14 protein-coding genes are annotated in these 16,353 nt (G+C 55.3%); 11 read left to right on the top strand and 3 right to left on the bottom strand.

Features of this window, described 5'->3' with window-relative positions:
- Positions 1-45 precede the first annotated feature (45 nt).
- From SOM82_RS15860 to hypF, 3 genes are all read left to right on the top strand, one after another.
- Positions 46-1,059, top strand: a complete 1,014-nt coding sequence (locus SOM82_RS15860; RefSeq protein ID WP_320460445.1) for a LacI family DNA-binding transcriptional regulator — start codon at positions 46-48, stop codon at positions 1,057-1,059.
- Positions 1,060-1,191: 132 nt separating this feature from the next.
- Positions 1,192-1,737, top strand: a complete 546-nt coding sequence (gene hydN / locus SOM82_RS15855; RefSeq protein WP_320460444.1) for an electron transport protein HydN — start codon at positions 1,192-1,194, stop codon at positions 1,735-1,737.
- A gap of 6 nt (positions 1,738-1,743) precedes the next feature.
- Positions 1,744-3,972: a carbamoyltransferase HypF gene (gene hypF, locus SOM82_RS15850; RefSeq protein WP_320460443.1), complete on the top strand. Its 2,229-nt coding sequence runs from the start codon at positions 1,744-1,746 to the stop codon at positions 3,970-3,972.
- A 694-nt stretch (positions 3,973-4,666) separates the two neighbouring features.
- Here the strand turns inward: hypF and norW are convergent.
- The gene (norW, locus tag SOM82_RS15845) at positions 4,667-5,800 is read right to left on the bottom strand and encodes an NADH:flavorubredoxin reductase NorW (protein ID WP_320460442.1); all 1,134 of its coding nucleotides are present in this window, start codon (positions 5,798-5,800) and stop codon (positions 4,667-4,669) included.
- Complete coding sequence (gene norV / locus SOM82_RS15840; protein WP_320460441.1) at positions 5,797-7,245, bottom strand: anaerobic nitric oxide reductase flavorubredoxin; 1,449 nt, start codon at positions 7,243-7,245, stop codon at positions 5,797-5,799. Before norV ends, norW begins: the two co-directional genes overlap by 4 nt.
- Before the next feature lie 186 nt (positions 7,246-7,431).
- Between norV and norR the strand changes: the two genes are divergently transcribed.
- A complete protein-coding gene (gene norR / locus SOM82_RS15835; RefSeq protein WP_320460440.1) occupies positions 7,432-8,946 on the top strand; it encodes a nitric oxide reductase transcriptional regulator NorR in 1,515 nt (504 codons plus the stop codon).
- On the opposite strand, the gene gutQ is transcribed toward norR, so the two are convergent.
- On the bottom strand, positions 8,943-9,908 hold the full coding sequence (gene gutQ / locus SOM82_RS15830) for an arabinose-5-phosphate isomerase GutQ (protein ID WP_154125988.1): 966 nt from the start codon (positions 9,906-9,908) through the stop codon (positions 8,943-8,945). The two genes, norR and gutQ, sit on opposite strands and share 4 nt — an antisense overlap.
- Positions 9,909-10,111: 203 nt before the next feature.
- On the opposite strand from gutQ, the gene mltB reads away from it, so the two are divergent.
- From mltB to recX, 7 genes are all read left to right on the top strand, one after another.
- Entirely contained in the window at positions 10,112-11,212 is a 1,101-nt protein-coding gene (mltB, locus tag SOM82_RS15825; RefSeq protein WP_320460439.1) for a lytic murein transglycosylase B, read from the top strand.
- A gap of 303 nt (positions 11,213-11,515) precedes the next feature.
- Positions 11,516-12,169, top strand: a complete 654-nt coding sequence (locus SOM82_RS15820; RefSeq protein WP_320460438.1) for a metal ABC transporter ATP-binding protein — start codon at positions 11,516-11,518, stop codon at positions 12,167-12,169.
- The gene (locus SOM82_RS15815) at positions 12,166-13,026 is read left to right on the top strand and encodes a metal ABC transporter permease (RefSeq protein WP_154125985.1); all 861 of its coding nucleotides are present in this window, start codon (positions 12,166-12,168) and stop codon (positions 13,024-13,026) included. The genes SOM82_RS15820 and SOM82_RS15815 overlap by 4 nt, the downstream gene beginning before the upstream one ends.
- 14 nt (positions 13,027-13,040) lie before the next feature.
- Positions 13,041-13,919, top strand: coding sequence for a metal ABC transporter substrate-binding protein (locus SOM82_RS15810; protein ID WP_320460437.1), 879 nt, complete (start codon positions 13,041-13,043; stop codon positions 13,917-13,919).
- 130 nt (positions 13,920-14,049) lie between these two features.
- The gene (gene pncC / locus SOM82_RS15805) at positions 14,050-14,547 is read left to right on the top strand and encodes a nicotinamide-nucleotide amidase (RefSeq protein ID WP_154126493.1); all 498 of its coding nucleotides are present in this window, start codon (positions 14,050-14,052) and stop codon (positions 14,545-14,547) included.
- Between the two features lie 83 nt (positions 14,548-14,630).
- Entirely contained in the window at positions 14,631-15,689 is a 1,059-nt protein-coding gene (gene recA / locus SOM82_RS15800; protein WP_154125983.1) for a recombinase RecA, read from the top strand.
- Positions 15,690-15,756: 67 nt separating this feature from the next.
- Positions 15,757-16,257, top strand: coding sequence for a recombination regulator RecX (gene recX / locus SOM82_RS15795; protein WP_320460436.1), 501 nt, complete (start codon positions 15,757-15,759; stop codon positions 16,255-16,257).
- The last annotated feature ends 96 nt before the right edge of the window (positions 16,258-16,353 follow it).

Here is a 16,353-nt window from a genome sequence, read left to right as displayed (position 1 = left end):
CGGTGCAGTAAACTGCGGCACATCAGTTTTAGAGGGAATATTCAAATGACCACGATGCTGGAAGTGGCGAAGCGGGCAGGGGTCTCGAAGGCGACGGTTTCCCGGGTGCTGTCGGGCAATGGTTACGTGAGCCAGGAGACCAAAGACCGCGTGTTTCAGGCCATTGAAGAGAGCGGCTATCGGCCCAATCTGCTGGCGCGGAATCTGGCCACCAAACGCACGCAAACTCTCGGGCTGGTGGTGACAAACACCCTGTATCACGGGGTTTACTTCAGTGAGCTGTTGTTCCACGCCGCGAGAATGACGGAAGAAAAAGGACGTCAGCTGATTCTGGCGGATGGTAAACACAGCGCTGATGAAGAGCGCAAGGCGATTCAGTATCTGCTCGACATGCGTTGCGATGCGATCATCATCTACCCGCGTTTTTTAAGCGTCGAGGAGATGGATGAGATCGTTGAAAAACAGGAACAGCCGATCATGGTGCTGAACCGTCGTTTACGCAAAAACAGCAGCCATTGCGTCTGGTCAGATCATAAAGTGTCGTGTCAGGCGGCGGTGTCGCAGCTGATTGAGATGGGGCATCGGGATATTGCATTTATCACCGGCTCGCTGGATTCGCCCACCGGCAGCGAGCGTCTCTCCGGTTACAAAGATGCGCTGGCGCAGCACCAAATCCCGCTGCGTGATGAGCTGATGGTGGAAGGAAAATGGACGCCGGAAAGCGGGGCCGCGGGGGTTTCGACGCTGCTTTCGCGCGGCGAGACATTTACCGCGCTGGTGGCCAGCAACGACGATATGGCGATCGGCGCGGTGAAGCAGCTGCACGATAGCGGAATTGCCATGCCGCGTGAGGTTTCTGTCATTGGTTTCGATGATGTGTCTATTGCGCCTTACATCGTGCCTTCGCTCTCCAGCGTGCGCATTCCGGTCACCGGGATGATTAAAGAGACCATCAGCCGGCTGATTTTTATGCTCGATGGCGGCGACTTTACCTTCCAGCAAACGTTCCCGGGTGAGCTCATCCTGCGTGACTCGGTGATTCCTGGACCCCATGCCTGACGTCGTCAGGTGTCATCGTCACATCTGTCGATGACACCTGTAGCCTCGAATTAAATATAGTTAAATCAGTTAATTAAAACATGGCACGGTTTATGTATGTTTCGCCGCATCATTGAAATGCCGGAGAAGCAAATGAACCGTTTTATTATGGCTGATGCCAGTAAGTGCATTGGGTGTCGTACCTGCGAAGTGGCTTGTGTGGTATCGCATCAGGCGCAGCAGGATTGTGCGTCCCTGACCCCGGAGGCGTTCCTGCCTCGCATTCATGTCATTAAAGGCGTGAATATCTCAACGGCGGCGATTTGTCGTCAGTGTGAAGATGCGCCTTGCGCTAATGTCTGCCCGAACGGCGCTATCAACCGCGAAAACGGCTTTGTACAGGTGATGCAGGAGCGCTGCATTGGCTGTAAAACCTGTGTGGTGGCTTGCCCGTATGGGGCGATGGAAGTCGTTGTTCGTCCGGTGGTTCGCAACAGCGGTACCGGTCTGAGCGTGCGTGCCGACAAAGCCGAAGCCAACAAGTGCGACCTGTGTCATCACCGTGAAAGCGGTCCTGCCTGTATGGAAGTCTGTCCTACACACGCGCTGGTCTGTGTCGATCGCAATAAGCTTGAACAGATGAGCGCAGAAAAACGCCGTCGCGCGGCGTTCGATACCTCCTCATCCATGCTGTTTTAAATCACGATGAGCAGCATGGGGGTACAGCTTCGGATACGCGGAAAAGTGCAGGGGGTGGGGTTTCGCCCGTTTGTCTGGCAACTGGCGAATCAGCTTCATCTGTGCGGCGATGTCTGTAACGACGCCGAGGGGGTGCTGGTGCGCTTAACCGGCGATGCGGTGGCCTTCACGGAACTGCTGTTGCAGCGCTGTCCGCCGCTGGCGCGGATTGATGAGGTTGAGTCGCAGCCGTTTTCCTGGCCGATTTTGCCGGGTGAGTTTATCATCCGGCACAGCGCGGGTGGGGCGATGGCGACGCAAATAGTACCCGACGCCGCAACCTGCCCGGCGTGCCTTGCCGAGATGCGCGATCCCCGTGAGCGTCGCTATCGCTATCCGTTTATCAACTGCACCCACTGCGGCCCGCGCTTTACCATTATTCGGGCCATGCCTTACGATCGACCTGATACGGCAATGGCGGCGTTCCCGCTCTGCGCCCCGTGCGAAAGCGAATATCGCAATCCGGCGGATCGCCGGTTTCATGCCCAGCCGGTAGCCTGCCCGGACTGCGGTCCCGAGCTGGAGTGGCGCGCAGGTGAATCTCATCTGCGACGAGACGCCGCGCTGGCCGCAGCTGTTGAAATGCTCAAGCAAGGCGGGATCGTCGCGATCAAAGGGCTTGGCGGTTTTCATCTGGCCTGCGATGCACTAAATGACCAGGCCATTGCCCGCTTACGCGAGCGTAAACAGCGCCCGACAAAGCCGCTGGCCGTGATGCTCGTCCATCCCGATGGCCTTCCCCCTGCGATTGTGCAGCGACTGCAATCCCCCGCAGCGCCGATTGTGCTCACGCCAAAAAGAGTGTTGCCCGCCTTGCCACCGGGCATAGCTCCGGGTCTGGAGACTATTGGCGTGATGCTGGCGTCCAATCCGCTGCAACATTTGCTGATGGACGACGTTGCCCGGCCGCTGGTCATGACCTCCGGCAATCTCAGCGGCAAACCGCCAGCGCTCGACAATGCGCAAGCGCTGGATGAGCTGCGCGATATTGCTGACGGATTTTTGCTGCATAACCGCGAGATTCTGCAACGAATGGATGATTCCGTGGTGGATGCAGAGGGCGCAATGATGCGGCGCGCGCGGGGATATGTGCCTGATACCCTCGCGTTACCCGCCGGATTTACCGATATTCCTCCCATGCTTTGCCTGGGGGCCGAGATGAAAAACACCTTTTGTCTGGTACGCGGTGAACAGGCGGTGTTGAGTCAGCACTTTGGCGATCTCAGCGACGATGGCGTCGAAAGTCAGTGGCGCGGGGCGCTGTCGGTGATTCAGCAAATGTATGATTTCAATCCACAGCGGATCGTGACGGACGCTCATCCCGGCTATCGCTCGGCACAGTGGGCCAATGAACTGGCTCTGCCTAAAGAGACAGTGTTGCATCACCACGCGCATGCAGCAAGCAGCCTGGCTGAAAACGGCTGGGCGCTGGATGCAGGCGATGCGATCGCGCTGGTGCTGGACGGTATCGGAATGGGAGAGAAGGGAAAGCTGTGGGGCGGTGAATGTTTGCGGGTCAACTATCGCGAATGTGAGCATCTGGGGGGCTTGCCCGCGGTGGCGCTGCCCGGAGGCGATCTGGCGGCGAGACAACCCTGGCGCAATCTGCTGGCGCAATGCCTGGCATTTATTCCTGACTGGCAAGCGCGCGCGGAAACCCGCGCCGTGCAGCAACAACAGTGGCCGCTGCTGGCGACAGCCATTGAGCGGGGGATCAACGCGCCGCTGGCCTCTTCCTGCGGACGTCTGTTCGATGCCGTGGCCTGCGCGCTGAATATCGCCCCGGAGCGGCAAAGTTATGAAGGCGAGGCCGCCTGCAAACTGGAAGCCCTCGCTGCGCAATGCCCAGGGATTCACCATCCGGTGACGCTTCCTGTCGAAAATAATACGCTGGTTATGCCCCTGTTCTGGCAGCAGTGGCTCGACTGGCAGGCACAGCCGTGCGAGCGCGCGTGGGCATTCCACGATGCGCTGGCAAAAGGGCTGGCGGAGTTAATGCGCCATCACGCCCGACGGCTCTCTCTGCGGACGTTATGCTTTAGCGGTGGCGTGATGCATAACAGCGTGCTGCGCGCGCGGCTGCAATATTACCTGGCTGATTATCAACTTCTTTTTCCCTCTCATCTGCCTGCGGGCGACGGGGCAATCTCCTTTGGACAGGCGGTGGTGGCCGCCGCGCGAATACACGCTATCTGACTGTAAATGAAGAGATATGCACGACGATTTTCATTTCAGGTTTTGCTCGCGGTCATTTTTTGGCTGGTCTGTTAATGGAGAAATTAATTTTTATTGAGTGGGAGGGGCATTATCTGGCGCGATAAATAATGGTCCCGGAAATGCCGGATTCACAATTATTTATCCGTTTATCATTTGCAGATTCATCTTTTTGTTCAACTCGCGCAGGTGTTTCAGAGCAATCAGGACGTTGCAGGCACAGGCGCAAACCATGATGGCTGGCTATTTCCAGTAAACGAACTCATCCTTCAAATAAATATACTTATTAAAGATAAATTCCTTTATATTTGCGTTCACATCAGATGATATCTGGAGTTTTTATTCATTCCCCATTATATGGAGTAGCGGGCGTTTGCTTTTAAGCGATATACGCGATATTTATCTGTGGCTGGCGTTAAGTGAATAAAATTCGATGTCGATATCGCGGGCTAATTAGAAATACTTTTTTAGCGGGAATTGATAAAGCGGTAATGAGTCCAAAAAAATACTCCGCTATCTCAAACATTGATGTGAGTAATCAAAAAAGGATATTAATTGATGATTTATCTTATATGTATTTATTTAGTGAATGTGATGCGCAAAAAAAAGCCCCGGGACATCGGGGCTGCGGATAAAAAAATCCTAAGGTTAAGTAAGCGTGGCAAGAGAGTGAGGGTTAAATTGTTAACGATTTCAGCAGGGCAAAAGCCTCCTTCATCCGATCTTCGCTGACCACAAAGGCGCGCAGTTGACCGTCATTATCGACGCCTTTGGCGACCATTCCCTGGGGTTCAATCGCGATTTGCCAGTTTAAATCCTGTCGTTGCGTTTCACCTGCGAGATGCAGCGGCAGTTCTGGTGTTTTGACCTTCACCAGCATGGCTGGCAGCTTCAGCGGCGCGCTGGCACCGAGCAGATTTTTAGCCAGATACATGGCGCTCAGCTGGATAGGTTGCAGGAACGGCAGGACCTGGCCGTTAATTTCTGCGCAGTCACCCAGAGCAAAAATATCGGGCTGCGTGGTTTGCAGATAGCTGTCCACTTTCACACCCCGCTGGGTTTCAGCCCCGGCGCGATGCGCCAGCGTCGTTTCCGGGCGCAGACCTGTTGCAGCGACAACCACATCTACCTCAACACAACGATTGCGATCGAGCATGGCGCAGATGCTGTTACCCATTTTCGTCAGACTCTGCAGCTGCGATTTCAGCACCAGATGAACGCCCATATCCGTCAGGCGATGCTGTAAGCGACTGCTTACTTCTGCCGGCATTAAGGCAGAGAGCAGACTGGCGGCGTGATCGACCAGCGTTACTGATTTTCCGGCGCGGCAGAAATCCATTGCCAGCTCGGTGCCAATCAATCCGCCCCCGACGATCATGACCCGCTGCGCATCGCGCAGCGTGGTTTCACTGGCCTGATACTCTTGCTGGCTGTTCAGGGTCAGCATCAGTTCACGGCCTTCAACCGGCGGCACAAACGCTGAAGCCCCCGTTGCCAGTACCAGCTTATCGTACTGCCATGTTTTATCTTTACTTTTTACGACATGCGCACTGGCGTCGATATCCGTGATCCAGGTATGCGGAAACAGGCGCAGATGATATTGTTCAGCAAATTCCCCCGCTGTCTGGCGGGTGAGATCGCCGGCGCGCTGATTCTGGCTTATAACATGGCTTAAGTCCGGTTTGTTGTACTCGTCCATGCTGTCAGCGGCGATGAGCGTTAGCGGAACCGTCGTATCTTGTTTGCGGATATTTTTGACCAGCTGGCGGGCGGCAAAGCCCGAGCCGATGATGACAATACCGTGGCTCATTTTGCCTCCGATGCCAGTTCGTCGAACACGTCTTTACCAAGTGAACATTCCGGGCAGAGGAAATTATCTGGTACTTCACTCCACGGCGTGCCGGGTGCGACGTCCTGCAGCGGTTCGCCGAGTTCGGGATCGTAGATCCACTGGCAAACGCTGCACTGCATGCAAGGACCCAGATCGGCTGTGGCAACGGTGGCGCTAGCCGCGGCTTCTGGCTGCGCTGTTTCGCTGACTGCGGCTTGCGGAAGCGGAGCGAGCGCCCACTGACGAGCGATATCACGGCCATGCTGGCGGCAGATTTCCAGTGCGTCGATATCCGGACGCCATTTCGCCTTCAGGCTCAACGACATTTCGAAACCGGCATCCTGCAGTCGGGTGGAGAGACGGTCCACTGCGCCACCGCTCCAGCCATGCGAACCAAAGGCGCTGGCGCGTTTGTTACGGAAGCGCAGGCCGGTCATCTCTTCGACCAGACCGGCAATCTTCGGCATCATCACGTTGTTCATCGTGGAGGTCCCCACCAGCACACCTTTGGAGCGGAAGACGTTGGTCAGAATTTCGTTTTTATCACTGCGCGCCACGTTGAAGATTTTCACCGCCACGTTCGGGTCAACTTCGTTGATGCCTTGGGCAATTGCATCGGCCATCATGCGGGTGTTGTTGGACATGGTGTCATAGAACAGCGTGATGCGATCTTCCTGATAATCCGCCGCCCATTTCAGATACAGCTCAACGATTTGGGTTGGGTTTTCGCGCCATACCACACCGTGAGAGGTGGCAATCATATCGACCGGCAGGTTGAAGCCGAGGATCTCTGTGATTTTTGGCGTCACCAGGCGGCTGAACGGCGTCAGGATATTGGCGTAGTAGCGTTGGCACTGTTCGAACAGCTCAGTTTGATCGACTTCGTCGTTGAACAGACGTTCGTCGCAGTAGTGCTGGCCAAAGGCGTCGTTACTGAACAGCACCGCATCGCCAGTCATGTAAGTCATCATGCTGTCCGGCCAGTGCAGCATCGGCGTTTCTACGAAGATCAGCTGTTTGCCGTTACCGATATCCAGCGAGTCACCGGTTTTTACGGTGTGGAAATTCCATTCAGGATGGTGATGGTGACCGTTAATGGAGTCGATAGCGTTAGTGGTGCAGTAAATCGGGGTATCCGGAATATGCGACATCAGTTCGGTCAGTGCGCCGGCATGATCTTCTTCCGCATGGTTAATAATGATGTAATCAATATCCGCCAGATCGATTTCGCTGCGCAGGTTCTGCACGAACTCACGGCTGAATTTATGATCGACGGTATCGATCAGCACATTTTTGCCTTCACGGATGAGATAGCTGTTATAGCTGCTGCCGCGCAGCGTTTTATATTCGGTGCCGTGAAAGTCACGCACTTCCCAGTCACGTTGGCCAACCCAATGAATGTTATTTTTAACCAGAATAGACATAGCAACCTCTAATGAACACGGTGTTTTAAAAAAAGATGTTTTTGCTATATCAAGTTACGTGCCAACTTTTAAATTATTGATTTTATGTATATTTAAAAATATTCACCCAAAATGAGTAGTCAATATGACTGTACTGTTTGTTGTCAATATGACATTGTGTATTGTCAAAATGACAGTGAGGCGAACATGAGTTTTTCCGTAGACGTGCTGGCGAAGATTGCCATTGAGTTACAGACCGGTATCGGCCATCAGGATCGTTTCCAGCGGCTGATCTCCACGCTGCGCCATGTGCTGGATTGCGATGCGTCAGCGCTGCTGCGCTACGAAGGGCGACAATTTATTCCGCTGGCGATCGACGGGCTGGCTCAGGATGTCCTGGGGCGGCGGTTTACGCTGGAGGGGCATCCGCGCCTCGAAACGATTGCCCGTGCGGGAGACGTCGTCCGTTTCCCGGCCGACAGCGATTTGCCCGACCCCTATGATGGTTTGATTCCGGGGCAAGAGAGCCTGAAAGTGCACGCCTGTATTGGCCTGCCGCTATTTGCCGGACAAAACCTGATTGGCGCGCTGACGCTCGACGGCCTGTTGCCCGATCAGTTCGATACCTTTAGCGATGAAGAGTTACGCCTGATTGCTGCGCTGGCTTCCGGCGCGCTAAATAACGCGTTGCTGATTGAGCAACTTGAAAGCCAGAATATTTTGCCGGGCACGCCTACTGCCTTTGAGCAGGTGGCGCACACGGAAATGATCGGCCTGTCGCCGGGAATGGCGCAGCTGAAAAAAGAGATCGAGATCGTTGCGGCTTCCGACCTTAACGTTTTAATCAGCGGCGAAACGGGCACCGGAAAAGAGCTGGTGGCGAAGGCCATTCATGAAGGCTCGCCGCGCGCCGTGAATCCGCTGGTGTATCTGAACTGCGCCGCGCTGCCGGAGAGCGTGGCAGAAAGCGAATTGTTCGGGCATGTCAAAGGGGCGTTTACGGGGGCGATCAGCAACCGTAGCGGTAAGTTTGAAATGGCCGATAACGGCACGCTGTTCCTTGATGAAATTGGCGAGCTGTCGCTGGCGTTACAGGCCAAGCTGCTGCGCGTACTGCAGTACGGCGATATTCAGCGAGTGGGTGATGACCGCAACCTGCGGGTCGATGTCCGCGTGCTGGCGGCCACGAACCGCGATCTGCGCGAGGAGGTGCTGGCCGGGAATTTCCGCGCCGACCTGTTCCATCGTTTAAGCGTGTTTCCGCTCTCCGTACCGCCGCTGCGTGAGCGTGGTGAAGATGTTGTGCTGCTGGCGGGCTATTTCTGCGAACAGTGCCGGCTCAAGATGGGATTATCGCGCGTGGTCCTTAGCCCAGGGGCCCGTCATCATCTGCTCAGTTACGGCTGGCCGGGAAATGTGCGCGAGCTGGAACATGCGATTCACCGCGCGGTGGTCCTGGCGCGCGCGGCGCGAACCGGTGATGAAGTGGTGATCCATGCGCGTCATTTTGCACTGCATGACGATGCGCCAGCGGTAGTGACCCGGCAAGCGCCTGCAATCGCCAACGAAAACCTGCGTGAAGCAACGGAAGCATTTCAACGGCAGATGATTACCCGCGCGCTGGAACACCATAACGGCAGCTGGGCGGCGTGTGCGCGGGCGCTGGAGACAGACGTCGCCAACCTGCACCGGCTGGCGAAGCGTCTGGGTCTGAAGGGCTAGATAATGCCGGCCTGGTAAAAATCCTGCAGGTTGATAGCGCCGCAAAGCTTACCGCTGTTGTCCACTACCGGAGCGGCGGTGATTTTGCGTTTCATCAGCACCTCTTTGGCTTCAATGGCGCGGCTGTCGGCGTTGAGCGTCAGGCCGCCAGTGGTCATGGCCTCACTGACAATGGCTTCGAGCTTGCCGCCGCCAACCAGCCAGCGGCGCAGGTCGCCGTCGGTAAAGACCCCTTTCACCAGGCCCTTATCATCACACACGGCGACCAGTCCTAACCCGGTACGGCTCAGTTCGAGCATGGCGTCCATGACGCTGGTATCGAGTTTCACCTGCGGAATGGCATCATCAGTGCGCATCAGGTGATGCACTTTATTGAGCAGACGCGCGCCCAGCGCACCCGCCGGATGAGAACGGGCAAAGTCCTCTTCGTTAAAGCCGCGTGCCTGCATGACGGCCATCGCCAGCGCATCGCCCATCATCAGGGTGTTGACGGTGCTGGAAGTGGGGGCGAGATGCATCGGACAGGCTTCGCGCTCGACTGAAATATCCAGCGTGGCTTTGGCTGCCAGCGCAAGTGGCGAACGGGATTTGCCGGTCATCGCCAGCAGGGCGACCGATTTTTCCTGCAGGCGCGGAATAATTAAATCCAGTTCTTTTGCCGAGCCAGAATAGGAGATAAACAGCATGACATCGCGGCTTTCAATCATCCCCAGATCGCCGTGCAGGGCTTCTGCCGGGTGAACGAAGAATGCCGGGGTACCGGTGCTGGCAAGCGTGGCGGCAATTTTTTTACCGATATGACCGGACTTGCCGATACCGGCAACAATGACTTTGCCTTCGCACTGGATAATCGTATTCGCCGCACGAACAAAATCCTCGCCCAGTCTTTCCGGCAGGCGGCTGGCTTCCTGCAGCTCCAGCAATAATGTCTGACGGCCTGTGTTTAGCAGAAAATCACTCATCTTTATCTCCGGTTATGATTCCTTTCTCTTCTGGTCATGGCAGAACAACAGAAGGGTGAATTCGCCCATGATAGTGCATTCTGTTACTCCTCATCATGAGGAATGATGAAAGATTTTGCTTACGGCCACAGAACCGCTTCCTTGAGGTGTCGGGGATGCTTTACCATACTTGCCACTTATCGAATTCGTTAAATGGATGTCTCATGGTCAAGCGTCGTTATGCAGCGCTCTTACCCGCGCTGATTATGCTTGCTGCCTGCAGCAGCAAACCGAAAACAGAGGAAGTTCAACAGACGGCTGGTGCGCCTTCCGGCGGTTTTCTGCTGGAGCCGCAGCACAATGTGATGCAAATGGGAGGCGATTTCGCTAACAACCCCGCTGCTGAACAGTTCATTGATAAGATGGTGAGCAAGCATGGTTTTAACAGGCAGCAGTTGCAGGAGATTTTGTCGCAGGCAAAACGGCTGGATTACGTGTTGCGTCTGATGGACAGACAGGCGCCTACCGCACAGGCGCCGACGGGGCCAAACGGCGCATGGCTCCGCTATCGCAAACAGTTTATCACCCCTGATAACGTGCAAAATGGTGTGGCGTTCTGGAATCAGTATGAAGATGCGTTAACGCGTGCATGGCAGGTTTACGGCGTGCCGCCGGAAATTATTGTCGGCATCATCGGCGTGGAAACCCGCTGGGGCCGCGTAATGGGTAAAACGCGTATTCTTGATGCGCTGGCGACGCTCTCCTTCAACTATCCCCGCCGTGCGGAATATTTTTCGTCCGAGCTGGAAACCTTCCTGCTGATGGCGCGTAACGAGCAGGACGATCCTCTTGATCTGAAAGGCTCTTTTGCAGGCGCAATGGGCTACGGCCAGTTTATGCCGTCCTCGTATAAAGAGTATGCCGTAGACTTTAATGGCGACGGCCACGTTAACCTGTGGGATCCGGTGGACGCGATCGGCAGCGTCGCGAATTACTTCAAGGCGCACGGCTGGGTGAAAGGCGATCCGGTAGCGGTGCAGGCGAACGGGCAGGCACCAGGGCTGGCAAATGGCTTTAAAACCAATTACAGCGTTTCGCAGCTCGCGGCGGCAGGATTAACGCCGATGCAGCCGCTGGGCAACCATCAAACGGCCAGCCTGTTGCGACTAGATATCGGCACAGGTTATCAATACTGGTATGGTCTGCCGAATTTCTACACCATCACTCGCTATAACCACAGTACGCACTATGCGATGGCGGTATGGCAGCTCGGCCAGGCAGTCGCGCTGGCTCGCGTCCCTGCGGCTTCGCCGTTTAGTCAGTAGCCTCATTTCAGCCGGGGAAGCCCATTTGCCTCCCGGCAAAAAACCATTCAGTGGGCTAATGCCTTCATACCAGCCCTCTTCGACACGGAGAGGGCTATCGCTGCTGTAACATTTTGCCACACTCCTCTCAACGCCCTGCATTTACATCGTCGTCTCGTTTTATTATTGTTACGTTATAACATTTATTGATGGTGTGATAATGCCTTTCTCCTTTCTCTCTCTTTCTGCGCTCGCGCGTTTGCTGCTGGCCGTAGCGCTTATCTTGCTAATGAGTGTTGCCGTGCACTGGGCGGTAATTCTTCCATGATCGAACTGCAAAATCTGGTGGCGGGGTATGACCGCCAGCCTGTGACTCAGGCGCTTAACGGCGTGATTGAGCGCGGCAGTATGACGGCGATTATCGGGGCGAATGGCTGCGGAAAATCGACCTTACTCAAAACGCTGGCGGGTTTTATTCCTCCGGTTAGCGGTGAGTTTCACTGGCGCGAAAAGCGCCCGGTAATCGGCTGGCTGGCGCAACGCCATGAGCTGGAGGCGCAATTTCCCCTTACCGTTGGAGACGTGGTGAGTATGGGCTGCTGGCCTGCTATCTCGCTGCTGGCGTCTTATCGACGAGAAACACGCCAGCGCATTGCCGCTGCGCTCGAGCGCGTTGGGCTGGAGGCGATGGCCGCCTCCACGATTGATGAGCTTTCGGGTGGCCAGTTTCAGCGCATGCTGTTTGCCAGAGTGTTAGTGCAAAACGCCCCGCTGGTGATGCTGGATGAGCCCTTTACCGGTGTGGACGAAGCGACCTGCAACGTGCTGATGTCCCTGATGCTAGAGATGTATCAGCAGGGGCAGACCGTGCTGGCGGTATTACATGACAGCGAACGCGTGTCGCGTCACTTCCCGCAAACCCTGCGGCTTGATGGCGATCGGTCACACTGGCATCACGAGCGGGTGAGGGTGGCATGATCTGGCATCTCTTTTTTCAACCGTTTATTGAATACGGCTTTATGCGCCGTGCGCTGGTCGTGTGCCTCGCGCTCTCGGTGAGCACGACCGCGCTGGGTGTCTTTTTGCTACTGCGTCGCATGAGTCTGATGGGCGATGCGTTGTCGCATGCCATTTTGCCCGGCGTTGCCGTGGGATATCTGCTGAGCGGGATGTCACTTCTGGCGATGAGTATTGGCGGGTTTATCGCCGGAATTGTTGTCGCACTGGTGGCCGGGCTGGTCAGTCGGCGGACTCCGCTGAAAGAGGATGCCAGCTTCGCGGGACTCTACCTGGGATCGCTGGCACTGGGCGTCACGCTGGTATCGCTGCGCGGGTCGAGCGTTGACCTGCTGCATCTGCTTTTTGGCTCGATTCTGGCGGTGGATAACGACGCCGCGCTGTTTGTGGCAGGCGTATGTGCATTAACCGTGGTGATGCTTGCGCTGTTCTACAGAGGGCTGGTCACTGAAGCGTTTGATACTGCGTGGTTACAGGTCAATGCGCGTTGGCTCCCCGGACTGCTGCACGGGCTCTTCCTTTCGCTCCTGGTGCTTAACCTGGTCGCCGGATTTCAGGTGCTCGGCACTCTGATGGCGGTGGGGTTGATGATGCTGCCTGCTGTGGCAGCACGATGCTGGATGCGCACCCTGCCGGGATTGCTCCTTATGGCCGGACTGAGCGGCATTCTGTGCGCCTGGCTTGGTTTGAGTTTGTCGTGGACGGCAAGCCTACCTGCCGGGCCATCCATTGTTCTCACCGCCAGCGTCTGGTTCTTTTTTTCAGTTTTATTTGGCACGCGTAGCAGGCTGGCTGGCAGTCTGCGCGCGCTTTTTTAACGCAAGGGGAAACGATGAAACATACCGGGGTAGTGATTGCGCTTGTGCTGGGAGTCATGTCGCACGGGGCGCTGGCAAAAACGCTGAATGTGGTGACCAGTTTTTCTGTCCTGGGCGATATGGCGCAAGAGGTTGGCGGCGATCGTGTGAAGGTGACAACGCTGGTAGGGCCCGATGGCGATCCGCATACCTTTGAGCCATCGCCAAAAGACAGCGCAGCACTCAGCAAGGCCGATGTGGTGGTGGTTAACGGTCTGGGGCTGGAAGGCTGGCTCGATCGACTGGTCAAGGCATCGGGTTTTAAAGGCACGCTGGTGGTGGCGTCAGAAGGTGTGAAAACGCACACCCTTGAAGAGGAGGGTAAAACGGTTACCGATCCTCATGCCTGGAACAGCGCCGCGAATGGTGCACGGTATGCGCAAAATATTCTGCAAGGACTGGTGAAGGCGGACCCTCAGGATAAAACAGCTTTTGAGGCGGCGGCTCAACCCTATATTGCGCAACTGACGCAGCTCGACAGCTGGGCGAAATCACGTTTCAGTCAGATCCCGCGGGAAAAACGTAGGGTATTAACCAGTCATGACGCATTTGGCTATTTCGGCCGTGCCTATGACGTGGATTTTATCGCGCCGCAGGGGCTCTCTTCAGAAAGCGAGGCCAGTGCCGCGCAGGTGGCTGATATTATTAATCAGATTAAAGCCGACGGCGTGAAAACCTGGTTTATGGAAAACCAGCTGGATCCCCGTCTGGTGAAACAGATTGCGAACGCCACTGGCGCACAGCCGGGCGGCGAGCTTTATCCAGAAGCGTTAACCGCGAAGGGCGGTGCTGCGGATACCTATGTCAAAGCGTTTCGCCATAACGTCAACACTATCGCAGACAGCATGAAGTAATTTTTCCCTAAAGGCCGATGCCTCTTATCGGCCTTTTCTGAAGCCTCCTCGTAAAAACCAAACACCATCCCCATATCTGTTGAGAAAGTGCTATCTTGTGCTGCATGTTTTTCAGGAGCCGGAAGCGATGATGACTGACCATGAACTGATGCAGCTTAGCGAAGTGGTAGGGCTGGCGTTGAAGCAGCGTGGAGCGACGCTGACGACGGCGGAATCCTGCACGGGCGGTTGGGTGGCAAAAGTAATAACGGATATCGCGGGTAGCTCCGCCTGGTTTGAACGCGGTTTTGTGACCTACAGTAACGAAGCAAAAGCGCAGATGATTGGGGTACGAGAGGCCACGCTGGAACAGCACGGCGCTGTCAGTGAACCCGTGGTCGTCGAAATGGCAATTGGGGCACTCAAAGCCGCTCGCGCAGATTACGCGGTTTCTATCAGCGGTATTGCCGGGCCGGATGGCGGCAGCGATGTCAAACCGGTGGGCACCGTGTGGTTTGGGTTTGCCACGGCGCAAGGCCAGGGGATCACGCGCCGGGAATGCTTTAGCGGTGACCGCGAAAGCGTGCGCCGTCAGGCGACGGAATATGCGTTAAAAACGCTCTGGCAACAATTTCTACAAAACACTTGATACTGTATGACCATACAGTATAATTGCACCAACAGAACAGAATTCACTATCCGGCGCACATCCCCGGCATGACAGGAGTAATAATGGCTATCGACGAAAACAAACAGAAAGCGTTGGCGGCAGCACTGGGCCAGATTGAAAAACAATTCGGTAAAGGCTCCATCATGCGCCTGGGTGAAGACCGTTCCATGGACGTGGAAACCATCTCCACCGGTTCGCTTTCTCTGGATATCGCACTGGGTGCGGGCGGCCTGCCAATGGGCCGTATCGTAGAAATCTACGGGCCGGAATCTTCAGGTAAAACGACCCTGACGCTGCAGGTTATTGCTGCCGCGCAGCGCGAAGGTAAAACCTGTGCGTTTATCGACGCCGAACACGCGCTGGACCCGGTATATGCCCGTAAACTGGGTGTTGATATCGACAATCTGCTGTGTTCTCAGCCGGATACCGGTGAACAAGCGCTGGAAATCTGCGATGCACTGGCCCGTTCAGGTGCGGTAGATGTTCTCGTTGTTGACTCCGTTGCAGCGCTGACGCCGAAAGCAGAAATCGAAGGCGAAATCGGTGACTCTCACATGGGCCTCGCGGCACGTATGATGAGTCAGGCGATGCGTAAACTGGCGGGTAACCTTAAGCAATCCAATACTCTTCTGATTTTCATCAACCAGATCCGTATGAAGATTGGTGTGATGTTCGGTAACCCGGAAACCACTACCGGTGGTAACGCCCTGAAGTTCTATGCTTCTGTTCGTCTGGATATTCGTCGTATCGGTGCGGTGAAAGAGGGCGATAACGTCATCGGTAGCGAAACCCGCGTCAAAGTGGTGAAGAACAAAATTGCTGCTCCGTTCAAGCAGGCTGAGTTCCAGATCCTCTACGGTGAAGGCATTAACTTCTTCGGCGAGCTGGTTGACCTTGGCGTGAAAGAGAAGCTGATTGAAAAAGCGGGCGCCTGGTACAGTTACAACGGCGAGAAGATTGGTCAGGGTAAAGCGAACGCAATCTCCTGGCTGAAAGACAACCCGGCCGCAGCAAAAGAAATTGAGAAGAAAGTGCGTGAGCTGCTTCTCAACAACCAGGACTCTAAGCCTGACTTTGTCGTCGATAGCGCTGACGTTGAAGAAACCAAAGAAGATTTCTAATATCTTCGTCTAAAAACAAGGGCTGCGATTGCGGCCCTTTTTGCATTTGTAAAACAGCAGGTTTGTTATGAGCGAAACTCCCCAGCGTCGCCCTGCCTATGCTCGTTTGCTGGATCGTGCAGTACGAATTCTGGCAGTACGCGATCACAGTGAGCAGGAGCTACGCCGCAAACTCTCGGCACCGGTGATGGGTAAAAACGGCCCGGAACAGATAGATGCTACGGCCGAAGACTATGATCGCGTCATTGCCTGGTGCTACGAATACCGTTATCTGGATGACACCCGTTTTGTAACCCGCTATATCGCCAGCCGTAGCCGCAAAGGTTATGGCCCCGCGCGTATTCGCCAGGAGCTAAACCAAAAAGGAGTTGCGCGTGCGTCCATCGAACAAGCGATGCGTGAGTGCGACATCAACTGGTGTGAACTGGCGCGGGCGCAGGCCATTCGTAAGTATGGTGAACCGCTGTCGCGTGAATTTTCAGAAAAAGTCAAAATCCAGCGATTTTTGCTGTACCGCGGCTTCCTGATGGAAGATATTCAGGATATATGGCGTAATTTTGCCGATTGAACGCATGCGGGATTTTACTTCCCTCTAAAGAAAACTTATCTTATTCCCACTTTTTCCAGTAGCGAGTCCGTCCAGGTATTCACAGGTACAGGCTGG

Source organism: Lelliottia sp. CFBP8978, from assembly GCF_034046055.2.
Lineage (GTDB): Bacteria > Pseudomonadota > Gammaproteobacteria > Enterobacterales > Enterobacteriaceae > Enterobacter.
The sequence above is the reverse complement of the archived record's forward strand: the minus strand, read 5'-3'. Positions and strand labels throughout refer to the sequence as shown.